Annotated in this window: 19 protein-coding genes; 10 read left to right on the forward strand and 9 right to left on the reverse strand. The window is 70.5% G+C overall.

Annotation, left to right across the window (positions count from 1 at the left end; translation table 11 throughout):
• Positions 1-65: 65 nt before the first annotated feature.
• The 3 genes from OVA26_RS14810 to OVA26_RS14820 are packed head-to-tail and all read right to left on the reverse strand — an operon-like array spanning position 66 to position 1,503.
• Positions 66-386 carry a hypothetical protein gene (locus OVA26_RS14810; protein WP_056223863.1) on the reverse strand — a complete coding sequence of 107 codons (321 nt, stop codon included), beginning with the start codon at positions 384-386 and terminating at the stop codon, positions 66-68.
• Positions 383-955 (reverse strand): hypothetical protein, encoded by a 573-nt coding sequence (locus OVA26_RS14815; protein WP_268104637.1) that lies wholly within the window; start codon positions 953-955, stop codon positions 383-385. Before OVA26_RS14815 ends, OVA26_RS14810 begins: the two co-directional genes overlap by 4 nt.
• A gap of 5 nt (positions 956-960) precedes the next feature.
• Entirely contained in the window at positions 961-1,503 is a 543-nt protein-coding gene (locus OVA26_RS14820; RefSeq protein WP_268104639.1) for an RNA polymerase sigma factor, read from the reverse strand.
• A 121-nt stretch (positions 1,504-1,624) separates the two neighbouring features.
• Between OVA26_RS14820 and OVA26_RS14825 the strand changes: the two genes are divergently transcribed.
• From OVA26_RS14825 to OVA26_RS14845, 5 genes are all read left to right on the forward strand, one after another.
• Positions 1,625-2,038 (forward strand): Asp23/Gls24 family envelope stress response protein, encoded by a 414-nt coding sequence (locus OVA26_RS14825; RefSeq protein ID WP_268104640.1) that lies wholly within the window; start codon positions 1,625-1,627, stop codon positions 2,036-2,038.
• A 123-nt stretch (positions 2,039-2,161) separates the two neighbouring features.
• Complete coding sequence (locus tag OVA26_RS14830; RefSeq protein ID WP_268104641.1) at positions 2,162-3,004, forward strand: NAD-dependent epimerase/dehydratase family protein; 843 nt, start codon at positions 2,162-2,164, stop codon at positions 3,002-3,004.
• Between the two features lie 56 nt (positions 3,005-3,060).
• Complete coding sequence (locus OVA26_RS14835; RefSeq protein WP_056223872.1) at positions 3,061-3,354, forward strand: hypothetical protein; 294 nt, start codon at positions 3,061-3,063, stop codon at positions 3,352-3,354.
• Between the two features lie 74 nt (positions 3,355-3,428).
• Entirely contained in the window at positions 3,429-4,838 is a 1,410-nt protein-coding gene (locus OVA26_RS14840) for a dihydrolipoyl dehydrogenase family protein (RefSeq protein ID WP_268104642.1), read from the forward strand.
• Positions 4,839-4,850: 12 nt separating this feature from the next.
• On the forward strand, positions 4,851-5,498 hold the full coding sequence (locus OVA26_RS14845; RefSeq protein ID WP_256335569.1) for a TetR/AcrR family transcriptional regulator: 648 nt from the start codon (positions 4,851-4,853) through the stop codon (positions 5,496-5,498).
• A gap of 61 nt (positions 5,499-5,559) precedes the next feature.
• Here OVA26_RS14845 and OVA26_RS14850 read toward each other — a convergent pair whose 3' ends face one another.
• Complete coding sequence (locus OVA26_RS14850; RefSeq protein ID WP_056223876.1) at positions 5,560-6,879, reverse strand: MFS transporter; 1,320 nt, start codon at positions 6,877-6,879, stop codon at positions 5,560-5,562.
• Positions 6,880-7,002: 123 nt separating this feature from the next.
• Here OVA26_RS14850 and OVA26_RS14855 point away from each other — a divergent pair, with 123 nt between their 5' ends.
• The 4 genes from OVA26_RS14855 to OVA26_RS14870 all read left to right on the forward strand — a co-directional run bounded on the left by OVA26_RS14855 (position 7,003) and on the right by OVA26_RS14870 (position 9,575).
• Positions 7,003-7,395 (forward strand): PaaI family thioesterase, encoded by a 393-nt coding sequence (locus OVA26_RS14855; RefSeq protein WP_268104643.1) that lies wholly within the window; start codon positions 7,003-7,005, stop codon positions 7,393-7,395.
• A gap of 302 nt (positions 7,396-7,697) precedes the next feature.
• Positions 7,698-8,213, forward strand: coding sequence for an RNA polymerase sigma factor (locus OVA26_RS14860; RefSeq protein ID WP_074695471.1), 516 nt, complete (start codon positions 7,698-7,700; stop codon positions 8,211-8,213).
• The gene (locus OVA26_RS14865) at positions 8,200-9,195 is read left to right on the forward strand and encodes a hypothetical protein (protein ID WP_268104644.1); all 996 of its coding nucleotides are present in this window, start codon (positions 8,200-8,202) and stop codon (positions 9,193-9,195) included. Before OVA26_RS14860 ends, OVA26_RS14865 begins: the two co-directional genes overlap by 14 nt.
• Positions 9,192-9,575 (forward strand): hypothetical protein, encoded by a 384-nt coding sequence (locus OVA26_RS14870; RefSeq protein WP_056223884.1) that lies wholly within the window; start codon positions 9,192-9,194, stop codon positions 9,573-9,575. Before OVA26_RS14865 ends, OVA26_RS14870 begins: the two co-directional genes overlap by 4 nt.
• Positions 9,576-9,582: 7 nt before the next feature.
• Here OVA26_RS14870 and OVA26_RS14875 read toward each other — a convergent pair whose 3' ends face one another.
• Positions 9,583-10,503, reverse strand: coding sequence for an aldo/keto reductase (locus tag OVA26_RS14875; protein WP_268104645.1), 921 nt, complete (start codon positions 10,501-10,503; stop codon positions 9,583-9,585).
• A 34-nt stretch (positions 10,504-10,537) separates the two neighbouring features.
• Positions 10,538-12,007: an MFS transporter gene (locus tag OVA26_RS14880; RefSeq protein WP_268104646.1), complete on the reverse strand. Its 1,470-nt coding sequence runs from the start codon at positions 12,005-12,007 to the stop codon at positions 10,538-10,540.
• 155 nt (positions 12,008-12,162) lie between these two features.
• Between OVA26_RS14880 and OVA26_RS14885 the strand changes: the two genes are divergently transcribed.
• The gene (locus OVA26_RS14885; RefSeq protein WP_143017902.1) at positions 12,163-12,363 is read left to right on the forward strand and encodes a zf-TFIIB domain-containing protein; all 201 of its coding nucleotides are present in this window, start codon (positions 12,163-12,165) and stop codon (positions 12,361-12,363) included.
• Between the two features lie 123 nt (positions 12,364-12,486).
• Here the strand turns inward: OVA26_RS14885 and OVA26_RS14890 are convergent, their stop codons facing one another.
• Genes OVA26_RS14890 through OVA26_RS14900 form a run of 3 tightly spaced genes read right to left on the reverse strand, consistent with a single transcriptional unit; the run spans position 12,487 to position 15,043 of the window.
• The gene (locus OVA26_RS14890; RefSeq protein WP_268104647.1) at positions 12,487-13,653 is read right to left on the reverse strand and encodes a thiolase family protein; all 1,167 of its coding nucleotides are present in this window, start codon (positions 13,651-13,653) and stop codon (positions 12,487-12,489) included.
• Between the two features lie 2 nt (positions 13,654-13,655).
• Positions 13,656-14,303, reverse strand: coding sequence for a 3-oxoacid CoA-transferase subunit B (locus OVA26_RS14895; RefSeq protein WP_074695461.1), 648 nt, complete (start codon positions 14,301-14,303; stop codon positions 13,656-13,658).
• Positions 14,300-15,043: a 3-oxoacid CoA-transferase subunit A gene (locus OVA26_RS14900; RefSeq protein WP_268104648.1), complete on the reverse strand. Its 744-nt coding sequence runs from the start codon at positions 15,041-15,043 to the stop codon at positions 14,300-14,302. Before OVA26_RS14900 ends, OVA26_RS14895 begins: the two co-directional genes overlap by 4 nt.
• Positions 15,044-15,061: the final 18 nt, after the last annotated feature.

Here is a 15,061-nt window from a genome sequence, read left to right on the forward strand (position 1 = left end):
TCCGGGGACGAGTGGGCGGTGCTTCCAGCGTAAGCCGGTTCGCCGCCCCTCGGCCGAGAGACGCCTCAGGAGCGGGGTGCGACCAGTCGCGCTACGCGGACGCGGACCGAGGACGGGACCTCGTCGTCACCCGCGCCACGCGCCGCCGTCGCGACGGCGGCGGCCACCAGGGCCGCATCGTCATCGGCGGACACGCCGATGCAGACGGTGATGGCGCGCGCGCCGCCGGCCTCTTCGACCTCGGCGAGTGAGCCCTCGACGTCGGCCACGTGCTCGATCGCACGGGCCACGACGGGGCGGGCCGAATAGCATTCCCGCACGCCCTCGACGGCGGTCACGGCGAGATCGATGCGCGGGGCGAGCTCCGCTGCGGAGATGGTCGTCATCGGTCTTCCCCCTCGTCGAGGTGCACGTCACCGACGGTGACGTCCACTCGTCCGACCCGAAGGTCGCCGTGTCGTTCGATGGCCGAGCGGATGCCGTCGCGCATCTCGTCGACCGCCGTGTTCATCGCGCGTCCGAAACGCACGCTGACGGTGACCCGCACATCGAGGGGAGCATCGGGTTCGGGCTGGTCGAGGCGCACTCGCCCCACCATCAGCCCCTCGATGCCGTCCCCGACCGTGCGGATCAGCTCGTACAGCGCGCCCTCGGTGACGACCAGCTCGGTCCCGTCGTCGGTGCGCGCGAGGGGGATGTCGCGGCCGGCTCGGAACTCGCGCATGACCTCGCGCATGATGTTCTCGTACCAGGACTCCGAGATCGGCTCGGCCGCTTGCTCCTCCACGATCTCGCGGGAAAGCCGTCCCATCCGCTCCATCGACGCCAGAATCGCCTGACACTCGGCGCTGCGCTCGATCGCCGGGATACGGGGGATGCGTCCGCGATCGAGGTACGCGGAGAGGTCTTCGAGGGAGTATCCCGACCCGCCGATGTCGTCGTTGGTCTCGCTCATTGGGGTCACCTCCACTCCTCCATGCGTTCCAGAACCGTTTTCCTCGCTCGCGCGAGGCGCCCGCGCACGGTGGCGGCGGACTCGCCCACTTCGACGGCGATCTCGTCGTAGCTGTGCCCACCGACCTCGCGCAGCACCCACACCACACGGAGGTCCTCGGGCAACTCGCCCAGGATCTTCTTGAGCGCGTCCATCTGAGAAGATGCCACAACCGCGTGCTCCGGGTCATCGCGACCCGAAACCATCTCCTCGTCGATCTCTTCGGAGATCTTGCGCGAACGCAAGCGGTCGGTGGCCTTGCGCGACACGATGGTCGTCAGCCAGCTTCGCACCTTGTCGGGATCGGTGAGATCCGGAAGACGCCGCCACGCCGTGATGAGGGCCTCCTGCACGCAATCGTCGGCGTCGGCGCGCGAGCCCGTGAGCCTGGTCGCGAACGCGACGAGGAACGGCGCATGCCGACGCACCAGCACCCCGAAGGCGAGCTGGTCGCCGTCGGCCGCGCGCGACGCGAGGAAAGCGTCGGTGGCGGAGGTCAAAGAGGGCATCGAGGTTCCTGTCAGCAATCACTCAGGCTCGGATCGTGACGTTTCACGAACCGGGCTCGTCCCCATAGCGAAACACCTCGGGGTCGGAACGCTCCGGGATCTTGACGAAAGGACCTTCCTCATGGCACAGAACTCCTCCCTCCCCACCTCGACCCGGACCGACGCCGGCAAGACCGTCATCGTCGACGCCGTCGTCGCCAAGGTCGCCGGCATCGCCGCGGCCGAGGTTCCCGGTGTCCACGCCCTCGGCGGCGGAGCAGCCCGCGTCATCGGCAACATCCGCCAGGCCGTCGGGGCGAAGGACTACGCGCAGGGCGTGAGCGTCGAGGTCGGCGAGACCGAGGTCGCCGCCGACATCGCGATCCAGGTGGAGTACCCCGAGCGGATCCAGAAGGTCGCGGCGAACGTGCGCTCGGCCGTGGAGAAGGCCATCACCGAGATCGTCGGCATGAAGGCCGTCGAGATCAACGTGACCGTCGTCGACGTCTTCATCCCGGGCGATGACGACGACGACGAAGAGGCGCGCGTCCACTGACGTCGCCCCGGCCCGCGGGACGTGCTCCCGCGGGCCTTCGTCGTCGTCGCGGTCGTCAACCCGCTCGATGGATGTCGGAGGCCGCCGCTATTGTCGGCTCATCCCCGATCCAGAAGGACACTCATGCGCATCGCCCTCACCGGTTCGTCCGGAAAGCTCGGCTCGGTCGTCGCCCGCGAGCTGCGTGCCGCCGGCCACGACGTCATCGGGCTCGACGTCCGCGGAGAACGCGGCCCGGGCTTCGTCCAGGTCGACCTCACCGACTACGGCCAGGTCATCGACGCCCTCACCGCCGTGAACGACCAGCACGACGGTTTCGAGGCCCTCGTGCATCTCGCGGCGATCCCGGCACCCGGCATCCGCTCCGACATCGCGACCTTCCACAACAACATGGCGAGCACCTTCAACGTCTTCTGGGCGGCGACACGTCTCGGCATCCAGAAGATCGTCTACGCGTCGAGCGAGACCGTCCTCGGTCTTCCTTTCGACGTGCCGCCCCCGTACATCCCGGTCGACGAGGAGTACGCACCGCGACCCGAGTCGGTCTACTCGCTCGTGAAGACGCTCGAAGAGCGCCTGGCGGTGGAGCTCGTGCGCTGGAACCCCGAGCTGTCGATCACCGCGCTGCGGTTCTCGAACGTGATGGTCCCCGAGGACTACGCGGAGTTCCCCTTCGACGACGACGCCCGCACCCGCAAGTGGAACCTGTGGGGCTACATCGATGCGCGTGATGGTGCGCAGGCCGTGGAACGCGCCCTCGAGACAGCGCCCGCGGGCTTCGACACCTTCATCATTGCGGCGGCCGACACGGTCATGACGCGCCCCAACGCCGAGCTGGTCGCCGAGGTGTTCCCCGGGGTCGCCACGCACGGCGACCTGGGTGAGAACACCACGCTGCTGTCGATCGACAAGGCCCGCCGCCTGCTCGGATTCGACCCGCAGCGCTCCTGGCGCGACGCGCGCTGACACCCGGGATCCGGGTACGACGGCACCCGGGTCCCCGCGCATGACAGACTCGCCGGATGGACGCCGACGCACAGACTCCCCCCGCTTCGCCGACGCCCGCGGCGGACGAGCCGGTCATCCCCCTCCCGAACGCCCGCGAGAAAGAGGTCAGTTTCGTGGCGCGCAGCGGGGCGGTGGTCACCCTCCGCCTCATCGACACGGGGCGATTCGAGCTCAAGCTCGACACGCGGGGCGACTACACCGCCGTCCTCCTCCACGACGGAGAGAGCTTCGAGCTGCACCCCGCCCCCGGCGTCCACGCGCTCGGGGGAACGGGCCTGACGGCGACCCAGATCTACGAGGGGTTCTGAGCGGCGACGCAAGCCCCACGGCCCGACCTTCGCGACGGGATTGACTGAGGTCCTCGATCCCCGGGAGGACCGCCGTGAGCCACGACGCCGACAGCTACGACATCGCCGTGATCGGAGCGGGCCCCGCGGGCACGGCCGCCGCCTTGCGAGCGGCGGAACTCGGTGCCTCCGTGGTCGTCCTCGAAGCCGGCCGCGTGGGCGGAACCTGCGTCAACACGGGTTGCGTTCCCACGCGGGTGCTCGCGAAGGCCGCGCGCCTCATGCGCGAGACGCGTTCCGCGGACGACTACGGCATCGTCGTGGACGAGCCCCGCGTCGACTGGTCGGCGGTGGTGTCGAGGGTGCACGAGCGAGTGGATGCCGTGCGCTCGATCAAGCGCGAGGCCGAGCGCTTCGCGCACGCCGGGGTGGCTCTGGTGCACGAGGGCCGGGCGCGCTTCGCTGACGACCACACGCTCGTGCTCGACAGCGGCCGCCGCATCCGTGCGGAGTCGATCCTGGTCTGCGTGGGCGGGCACTCCCGTCGCCTGCCGATCCCCGGAGCCGAGCTCGCCACCGTCCCCGAGGACGTGCTCACCCTGACCGAGCTGCCCCGCCGCGTCGCCGTCATCGGTGCCGGCAACACGGGCGCTCAGCTGGTGACGGTGTTCCGCTCCTTCGGCTCCGAGGTCACCCTGCTCGATGTCGCACCGCGTGTGCTCATGGCATCCGACGCCGCCATCTCCCGGGTGATCGCCGACTCCCTCTCGGAGCACGGCGTCGACGTGCGGACCGGGATCGAGACGGTCGAGCGCATCGATCGCGCCGCCGACGGATCGCTCACCCTGGTCTGGCGCGAGGAGGGCTCTTCTCGGAGCGTCGACGTCGACGTCGTCATCATGGCGACCGGGTGGCCCGCTGACGTCGAGAACCTCGGCCTCGAGAACGTCGGCGTCGAGGTGGAGCGCTCGGCCATCCCGGTCGATCGCTACTTCCGGACGATCGTTCCGCACATCCTCGCCGTCGGCGACGCGAACGGCCGCGACATGCTCGTCCAGGCGGCGCAGTTCGAGGGCGAAGCGGCGGCCGAGAACGCCGTTCTGGGCGCCAACCGGCGCACCCCGCACCACCTGCTGCCCGCGGGCGGGTTCACCGACCCCGACTACGCGGGCGTCGGCTTGACCGAAGAGCAGGCGCGAGACCGCGACCCCTCGTGCGTCGTGGCGACCGTCCGCTTCGCCGACCTCGACCGCGCGGTGATCGACGACCGCGAGCGCGGTTTCCTCATGCTCATCGCCGACCGTCGCCGCGAGTTGGTGCTGGGGGCGCACGCGGTGGGCGAGAACGCCGTCGAGGTCATCCAGTCGGTGACCACGGCGATGGCGGCCGGCATCGACGTGTCGACGCTCGCGGGAGTGCGTTTCGCGTACCCCACCTACAGTGCGGTCATCGGCAACGCGGCGCGCGCTCTGCTGCACGCGGACTCCCCCGCCCTGCTGGAGTGACACACTGAATCCGTGCCCGCCGATCCCGTGACGACCCCGCAGACCGCCGACGCCCCGGGTGCGACGGAAGACGCGCCCGCGCGTCGGGGTCGCCCGGGTTACGACCGCGAGGGACTGCTCGCCGTGGCCGTGCAGTTGTTCAACGAGCAGGGGTACGACGCCACCAGCGTCGCCGACCTCGCCAAACGCCTCGGGCTGACCAAGTCGGCGCTCTACCACCACTTCTCTTCGAAGGAGGAGCTGCTGGCGGTCGCCCTCGAGGCCGCACTCGGCGGTCTCGAGGCCGTCCTCGACGAGCCCGGCGCGCGCGAGGGCGCGGCGTCCGATCGCCTGCGCTTCGTGCTCACGGGGGCGACCGACGTGCTCGTCGCGCAGCTCCCCGCGGTGACCCTCCTGCTGCGGGTGCGGGGCAACGGCGCCGTCGAGCAGGCCGCGCTCGAGCGTCGCCGCGTCTTCGACCATCGCGTGACGAGCCTCGTCGCCGAAGCCCAGGCCGAGGGGAGCGTGCGCGACGACGTCGATGCCGCGGTCGCCGCCCGCCTGCTGTTCGGCATGATCAACTCCGTCGTCGAGTGGTACCGTCCCGGCGGCGGCGTCGACGGCGATCGTCTCGGCGCCGACATCGTGCGCATCGCCCTCGACGGCCTGCGCACCGCCTGACGGGCGTCGCGCGAAGAGGCGGCCCCGCGCCACGCGCAGGGCCGCCTCTCGGCATCCGGGATCACGCCCTCAGGTCGACGCCCTTCGTCTCCTTGATGAGCGAGACGGCGCCGAGCGAGATGAGCGCGGCGACGGCGATGTACAGACCGATGGTCCACGAGGCGCCGGTCGAGCGCAGCAGCGCCTCGGCGATCATCGGGGCGAAAGCTCCGCCCATGATCGCGCCAAGCGCGTAGCCGATCGAGACGCCCGAGTACCGTACGTTCGCGGGGAACATCTCGGCGTACAGCGCCGCCTGCGGTCCGTACGACAGGCCGAGGCCGAGCGTCATCACGAACAGCGCGACGAAGTACCAGACGATGTTCGCGGTGTCGATGAGGAACCACATCGGCACGGCCCACACGGCCAGCAGCAGGTAGCCGAGCTGGAAGGTCCGCACGCGGCCGAGACGGTCCGAGAGTCGGCCGCCCCACAGGGTGAAGCCCAGCCAGCCGAAGGATGCCAGGGTCGTGGCCAGCAGCACGGTCGGGCGATCCATGCCCAGCGCCGAGACGGAGTAGGTCGCGAAGAACGCGATCAGCAGGTAGCCCGCGGCGTTGTTGCCGATGAAGACGAATGCCGTCAGGGCGACCTGGCGCCAGTTCTTGCGGAACAGCTGGCCGAGCGGAGCCGACGACTCCTTGCGGCGGCGCACGAGGTCTTCGAACACGGGGCTCTCCTCCACCGCGCGGCGGATGACGTATCCGACCACGATGAGCACGATCGAGAAGAGGAACGGCACGCGCCAGCCCCACGCGAGGAAGGCCTCGGCCGACATCGACGAGGTGAGGATCCACAGGGTCGCGGTGGCGAGGATCATGCCCACGGGCACACCGATCTGCGGGTACGCACCGAAGTAGCCGCGGCGGTTCACCGGGGCGTGCTCGACCGAGAGCAGCGCCGCGCCGCCCCACTCGCCACCGGCCGAGAAGCCCTGCAGCACGCGCAGGAGGATGAGTAGGACGGGGGCTGCCACCCCGATCGCGGCGTACGTGGGCAGCACGCCGATCAGGGCCGTCGAGACACCCATCATGATGAGGGTGAGCACGAGCATCTTCTTACGGCCGAGGCGGTCGCCGAGCCAGCCGGCCACGACGGCGCCGAGCGGGCGGAAGAGGAACGAGATGCCGATCGTCGCGAACGACAGCACCTGTGCGATGGCGGGGTCGGTCTGGGCGAGGGGCGCGAGGAACAGCGGCGCGAGCACGAGCCCCGCCGCCTGGGCGTAGATGAAGAAGTCGTACCACTCGATCGAGGTGCCTACGAGGGTGCCGGCGAGAACGCGCCGTTCCTCTCGTTTCATCCCGGTGGCAGGGGCGGATGCCGAGGTCAGCGAGGCCATGAGAACTCCGTCGTTCTGTGGGGCAGGGTGTGAGGACTCGACCAGAATCTGTTACCGACCGAGCGTTCAGTAATAGTGTCAGAGGGAAACGCCCCCGACAAGAGGGAGCCCGAAGGAGACCCCATGACGCCCTGGACCATCGTTCCCGGAGCCCTCGACGACCGGCTGGGCATCACCGTGACGGCACAGTCGGCCGACCGGGTCTGCGCGTGGATGCCCGTCGAGGGCAATACGCAGTCCCTCGGCCGCCTGCACGGTGGCGCGACGGCCGCGCTCTCCGAGGCCGTCGGCTCGTGGGCGGCCATGATCCACGCGTCGACCCTCGGCATGGTGTGCGTCGGCGTCGACCTGAACATCACGCACCATCGCGGGGCGACCGGGGGCCGCATCCACGCCACCGCCACACCCGCTCATCGCGGTCGCCGGCTGGCCACGTACGACGTCCGCGTGGTCGACGACCAGGACCGCCTCGTCGCGACGGCGCGGATCACGAATCTGCTGGTCGCCCCCGACTGAGCACCCCGGCGTCGTCTCGGGGCACTGCCCGTCTCTGCCATTCTGGATTGCATGACGAAGATCCGAGGGGCTGCGCCGCCCCCAAGCGGCGCAACCCCTCGCCCGTCGTCGTCAGACCCGAACATCGGACGACGGGCGTATGGGTGCCTTCTCGAAGCCGGAGTCGGCACCCACCCCCGCATATGTCGTGTCCGCCGAGCACCTTTCCTTACACACCGTCCGAAAATTCTTTTCTCGCCTTCCTCTGTAAGGTCCACGACCGCCCCGACACAGCCCCGGTATACGCACGAGGAAAGACAGCGGTGACGGACGACGCGGATTTCGTGGCGCTCTTCCGTGAGCACTACAACGCCGTTCGGCGATTCATCGAACGGCGCGTGTCGGACCGCGAGGCCGCGGACGACCTCACGATGGAATGCTTCGAGATCGCGTGGCGCAAGCGCGATCCGCGAGAGCCGTTCGGTTTGCCGTGGCTGTACCGCACGGCGCGGAACCTCATCGCGAACGAATACCGACGACGAGACCGAGAGGGGGCACTGTGGACGCACATCGAGGACCAGGTGCGCACCCTCTCGAACGCGTCGGAGGGCGAGATGATCGATCGACTCGTCGACGCGATCCGCGCACTCTCCGAGAAGGAGCGCGAGATCCTCTGGCTCACCTACTGGGAGGACCTCTCGGCCGCCGAGGTGGGTGTCGTCGTCGGGGCGAGCGCGGGGACCGTGTGGACGCGCCTGAATCGCGTCCGAGCCAAACTCCGCCCGCTCCTATCCGACGGGCCCCTGTCCGCCGAGGAGGTGCTCGATGAACGACGATGACCTCGCGCGCGCGTTGCACCGGCTCGATCCCGCGCAGACGCCCCTCGACGCACCGATCCCCCTCGCCGCCGAGCGACGGGCTCGCGATTTCGCGAGAACGGCTCCGCGAGCGCGCCGTCGACCCGTCTACGCCGCCTGGGGCTCGGCCGCCGCGGTCGTCGTCCTGGTCCTCGCGATCGTCACCGGAGTCCTCTGGATGCCGAGTTCCCCGGCATCCGCTCTCACTCCCCAACCGCTCGCGTTCACCTCGATCTCCGAGGACGCGTCGGAGGTGATCGCGCAGGCGCAGCAACGGTTGACGGACGGCTCCGGTCCCTCCTCCCCCGAGCGGCGATCGTTGTCGCTCGGCTGGTACTTCAGCGGCTCGCCCGACGAGGCCGAGGCGACGGTGTTCCGCCGCGAGTGGATCGACGTGCAGTGGAACGAGAACCTCTCCGGTTCGGTCGTGACCACCGCCGCCGAGGCCACCAACGCGGCGGGCGACACGGTGCCCGCGGGCGAGCCGACGCCGGGGACCGTGGTCGGCGACCTCCACTTCGTGCAGAACCAGTTCTCGCCGCTCTCCCCCACCGCCCCCGAGCCCACCGTCGAGGCGATGCGCGCTCTCGTGCTCACGTCGACCGGCGCCGGGGACCAGCTGACGGCGGGCGACGCGATGCTCGGCGCCCGGGCGCTTCTGGGCGAGTGGACGCTCACCGGTCCGCAGCAGGCGGCCCTGCTCGAGGTGGTCGCGCAGGCTCCGGGTCTGCGGGTCGTCGGGTCGGCGTTCGATCGGCTGGGTCGTCCGGTGGTCGGTCTCGCCGCGGTGCCGTCCGGGCTGACCACCTCCGAGGCGACGCTGCTGCTCTCGGCCGACACCGGGCGCATCGTCGGCTTCGAGTCCGAACTGCTCGCCGACAATCCGAACCTCAAACTCCCGGCCGGTTCGATCACCGACTACACCCTCTGGGACGTCTCCGACAGAAAGGCGGACTCCGAATGACCACGACCGACGATCTGCACCCCGACATCGCCGCGGCTCTCGCCGAGATCCCCGGCGGGGTGGTCATCGACTCGCATCACGCGGAGTGGCCCGAGCTCGGCATGACCATGGACGTCCCGTCCGAGCACGAGCGGGCGGTCGGAAGCTGCGCCGACGGCAACGTCTGCGCCTTCAGCGGATCGAGCCTCTCGGGGACGCGGGTGTCGTTCTCGTACTGCGGCACCTACTCGCCCGGTATCACCGTGCGCTCGATCGCCAACGCGCGATCCGCGGGGTACGTGCAAGCCCGGTCCTCGTCGGGATCGGTCCTCGCCACCGCGATCGCCACGTCGTGGGCGAACGTCTCGGGCACGGTCGCCACGCTGAACTGCGTCCCCTGAGCCCGGCTCAGCGCCAGGGACGTTCCGAGCGTCGACGCCAGTAGTCGACGGGGTCCGTCGCGAGGTCGGCCGGGGCGTCGATCGGGTGCGCGCTCGCGCCGCGGCGCAGGTGCGTGGTCGTCGTGGCGCCGCTGAGCACGACGTCGGCCCACGGCTGCGCCAGCGCGGCGCCGAGAGAGAAAACGTCCACGGGCAGGCCGGATGCCGATGCCTCGAGCCGACTCCCGGGTTCGGCGTGGGCGAGCTCGCCGTTGGCGAGGACTTCTTTGACCACGACCGTCCAGCCGGCGTCGTGAGCGGTCTGGACCGCCGGAGCCACCGAGGGCTCGAGCAGATTCCAGGTGGACTGCACGACCGAGAACGGCGAATCCGCAAGAGCGAGGGCGGCCCGGATGACGGCCGCCTGGTGCGGTCCACTCGTGGACAGCCCGACCCGCACTCCGTCCGAGCGCAGACGGCGGAGTCTGCCCAGCACCTCCTCGTCGCCGAGGGCGGAGCTCTCCGGGGTTACGGAATGGACCAGGTAGTAGTCCGGAGCGGAGCCGAGCGCCGCGCGCGTCTCGGGCCACTGCCTGTCGAACATGGCCGCCGAGTGCTCTTTGCGCTCGTGCACGGCGGCATCCATCCTCCATCCGCCGACGTACTCGTAGCCCCACTTCGACCCGATCGTCAACTCGGCGCGGCGCTCGGGGTGTACGTCGAGCCACGACCCGAGGAACTCCTCGGCCCGGCCGTAGGAGCGGGCGGCATCGACGTACCGGATGCCGAGTGCCCAGGCCTCGTCAAGCAGCTCGTGCGCGCGCTCGCGTAGGGCCTCGACCGAGCGCTCGGCGGGGTCGCCCAGGTCGCTGTCTCGCGCGGTCGTGATGTAGGCGGGGCGGCCGACGGCGGCGAGACCCAGACCCAGCCGGGCGGAGGTGGCGTGCATCCCTCGACGCTAGCGTCCCCGCGTGCGGCGCGCGTCAGCCGTTCCGGTGCCGACGCACCTCGATCGCACTCAGCAGGATGGCCGAGGCCGAGAAGACCACCGACACCGCGAGCGCAAGGGTGAGAGCGTCGGCGAACGTCGCCGGATCTTTCGCCGGGGAGCCCGCTCCCGCGGAGCCCGCCGCACCCGCGACCGCCAGCACGAAGGCCGTGCCGAGGACGGTCTGACCGATCGAGGACCCCACCCGCTGAGCCGTCTGGACCACTCCGCCGGCGACGCCGCCCCGCCAGGGATCGACGTCGGCCAGGGTCAACGTCTGGTTCGGCGTGACGATCGCGCCGCCCGCGATGCCGAGGACGAACAGGGGAACGCACAGGCGCAGGATGACCCCCGCCGGGTCCGTCGCCTCGGCCCCGACCTGAACCAGCAGTCCGAGGACGATCGTGACGCTCGTGAACACCGCGACGGCACCGACCAGAAGCGGTCGCCCCACCCGTGAGACGAAACGCCCCGCGACCGGAGCCCCGACGACGGAGCCGATCGCGTAGGCCGTGACGCCGAGGCCGGACTGCAGCGCGGTGAAGCCGAGACCGTTCTGGTAGTAGAGCGCGAGCACCAGCGGGATTCCGGTGTTGCTGCAGAAGAAGACGACCGCGAAGACGACACCCGTGACGAAGGACCGGACGCGGAACAGGCGCAGATCGAGAAGGGGCCCGGCATCCGCCTTCGTCAAACGCGCCTCGTGACGCACGAGCGCGAAGAGGAAGCCCGCGGCGGGAAGGAGCAGGAGAAGCGTGAGCGGGCCGCCGCTCTGCCCCGTCTCGACGATCGGGAACAGCAGGCACAGCACGCCCGCACCGAGAAGTATCGCGCCGAGCACGTCGACGCGCCGACCGGATGCCGTGGAGGACGGCTCGTCGGCCGGGACCCAGCGCCGAGCGAGCAGAACCGCGGCGATCCCGACCGGCACGTTGATGAAGAACACCAGACGCCATCCGATCTCGGGCCCTCCCGCCGCGATCAGGAGACCCGCGATGACCGGGCCGAGGGCGGTTCCCGCACCGACCGTCAGCCCCAGCCGGCCGAAGGCGCGCCCCCGTTCCCACGCGGGGAACGCGTTCTGGATGAAGCCCGAGACCTGCGGCCCCATCATTCCGCCGAAGAGCCCTTGGACGACCCGCGCCGCGATCAGCAGGCCCGCGTTCGGGGCGAGGCCCACGGCCGCACTCGCGATGACGAACCCGAGGACGGCGATCGTGAAGATGCGCCGCCGCCCACGCTGATCGCCCAATCTCCCACCGATGACCGGGACGAGCGCGAAGGCCAGCACGTACCCCGTCACGATCCACTGCAGCTCGCTCGCGCCCGCTCCGGTGGAGCGCCCGATCGACGGCAGCGCCACGTTCGTCACGCTGACGTCGAGGAGGGCGGCGAACTGCCCCATCAGCATCACCGAGAGAGCGCGCCAGCGGCGCGGGTCGGGAGCGGGGGCGGATGCCGTCATGCGGTGCCCACTGTCGGACCGGGGTCCGCAGCGGCACGGGAGATCGGCATGGGCCGAGCCTATGCCTGCGGTGGAGGGCCGGGGCCGCTGACGCGGGGGAACACGTCGGACGGGATGCGGGTTGACCCCGGGGACGGATGACGAGCGGGACGGCCATGACCTACAGAGACCCTTACGACGACGGCGCGCAACCGATCTGCCCCTCGTGCGGTGTGACGATGCACCCGCTGCTCGAACAGGGCGGCGGCGCCGACGAGTGCCGCGAGTGCGGGTTCCAGCTGGAGTGGTCTACCCCGGGGCATGTCCGCGACGAAGACGACGATCGGCCTCGCGACCGCTGGGCCGAGGAGTCCTAGCCGAGCGACGCGGCCGGTCACCAGAACAGGGTGGGCGACGAGAACAGGTCGACTCCGCGGCGCGGATCGTCCTGTTCCCCGCGCATCGCCTGTTCTCGTGACACGGATGCCGCGGCGGCGGGCTCAGCGCTCGAGCACCACCGCGAGGCCCTGACCCACGCCGATGCAGATCGCCGCGACCGCGACGCCGCCGCCGCGGCGTTTCAGCTCGTGGGCCGCGCGCGCGATGATGCGTCCGCCCGAGGCGCCGAGGGGGTGGCCGATCGCGATTGCCCCGCCGTTCTCGTTGAGGCGGGCGGGGTCGAGCTCGGTCCACAGCTTCGCGCACGCGAGCGTCTGCGACGCGAACGCCTCGTTGAGCTCGACGAAGGTCACGTCGGCCCACGTCTTCCCGGCGCGCGCGAGGGCGCGGTTCGCCGCCTCGACGGGAGCCACACCGAACACGTCGGGGTCGTTGCCGAACGCGGCCCGGCCGGCGATGCGGGCCAGGGGCTCGGCATCCATCGCCCCTTCCGCGCCCAACAGCACGGCCGAGGCGCCATCGTTGATGGGCGAGGAGTTGCCCGCGGTGACCGATCCGCCCTGACGGAAGGCCGGGCGCAGACCCGCGAGCACCTCGGCGGTGGAGTCGTCGCGGATGCCTTCGTCGCGCGCGAGCGCGTGACCCTCGACCTGCACGATCTCGTCATCGAAGCGTCCCTCGGCCCACGCCGCTGCGGCGAGGCGGTGGCTGCGCGCGGCGAACGAGTCTTGCTCCTCGCGCGAGATGCCGTAGATCTCGGCCAGCTTCTCGGCGCTCTCGCCGTTCGAGATCGTCCAGTCCTTCCGCAGCCGCGGGTTAGTCATGCGCCAGCCGATCGAGGTGTTCCACATCGTCTGGGTGGCGGCGGGAAAGGGCCGCGGACTCTTCTCGACCACGAACGGGGCCCGCGTCATCGATTCGACGCCGCCCGCGAGGATCACGTCGGCATCGCCGGCTTCGATCGCGCGCGAGCCCTGGATCACGGCATCCAGCGACGATCCGCACAGGCGGTTGATGGTCGTTCCGGGCACCGACGAGGGGAAGCCCGCGAGCAGCGCACCGAAGCGCGCGACGTTGCGGTTGTCTTCGCCGGCCTGGTTCGCGTCGCCGAAGATCACGTCTTCGATGCGCGCGGAGTCGATCCCGGTGCGTTCGACGACGGATGCCATGACCGTGGCCGCCAGGTCGTCGGGGCGCACGTCGGCGAAGGCCTTGGCGTGGCGGGCGAAGGGGGTGCGGACGGCGTCGTAGACGAACGAAGCGGGCATGGTCAGCTCTCCTGGTCGAGAAGGGTCAGACCGAGAAGCGCCTCGATCTCGGCGTGGGTGTTGTCGCCGAACAGCTCGCGCACGCGGAAGCCGTCGGGGGTGACGTCGAAGACGCCGTGATCGGTGTAGACCCGCGAGACGCAGCCGACCCCGGTCAGCGGGTAGCTGCAGGCGGCGACGAGCTTGGGCTCGCCGCCCTTGGTGAGCAGGTCGGTCATGACGTAGACGTCCTTCGCGCCGATGGCGAGGTCCATCGCCCCACCCACGGCCGGGATCGCGCCGGGCTCGCCGGTCGACCAGTTGGCGAGGTCACCGCCGGCCGACACCTGGAACGCGCCCAGCACGCACACGTCGAGGTGGCCGCCGCGCATCATGGCGAACGAGTCGGCGTGGTGGAAGTACGCGGCTCCGGCGAGCGCGGTGACGGGCTGCTTTCCCGCGTTGATGAGATCGGGGTCGACCCGGCCGCGCTCGGGGGCCGGGCCCATGCCGAGCATGCCGTTCTCGGTGTGCAGCACGATCTCGAGCCCGGCGGGCAGGTAGTCGGCGACCAGGGTCGGCGCGCCGATGCCGAGGTTCACGACGGCTCCCTCGGGGATGTCGGATGCCACGCGAGCGGCGAGATCGCGCCGCGAGATGCGAGTGGTCATTTCTCCTCCTCGGATGCCAGGGCCCGGCCCTCGATGTCGACGCCGCCGACGAAGACGCCGTCGCGCAGCCACCGTCGCTCCCCCACGGCGACGACGCGATCGACGTAGATCCCCGGCGTCACGACGGACTCGGGGTCGAGCGACCCGAGTTCGACGACCTCGTCGACCTGGACGATGGTGGTCGCCGCGGCGGCGGCCATGATGGGTCCGAAGTTGCGCGCCGTCTCGCGGTAGACGAGGTTGCCCCAGCGGTCGGCGGCGCGGGCGCTGATCAGCGCGGCATCCGCGTGGATGGGGTATTCGAGCACGTAGTCGCGGTCGTCGATGCGCCGCGTCTCTTTGCCCTCGGCGAGCTGCGTCCCGAAGCCGGTGGGGGTGAAGAACGCGCCGATACCAGCACCCGCGGCGCGGATGCGCTCGGCGAGGTTCCCCTGCGGCACGAGCTCGAGCTCGACCTTGCCGTCGCGGTAAAGCCCGTCGAACACCCACGAGTCGCTTTGGCGCGGGAACGAGCAGATCATCTTGCGCACCTGACCTGCGGCCAGGAGGGCCGCGAGCCCGGTGTCGCCGTTGCCGGCGTTGTTGTTGACGACGGTGAGATCGCCGGCGCCGTGCGCGATGAGCGCGTCGATCAGCTCGACGGGCTGACCCGCGCGGCCGAAGCCGCCGATCATGACGGTCGCGCCGTCGGCGATCCCTGCGACGGCCGACGCGAGGTCGGGAACGGTCTTGTCGATCATGCGGAGCATCCTCGCCTG

It is taken from the genome of Microbacterium sp. SL62, from assembly GCF_026672635.1.
GTDB lineage: Bacteria > Actinomycetota > Actinomycetes > Actinomycetales > Microbacteriaceae > Microbacterium > Microbacterium testaceum_A.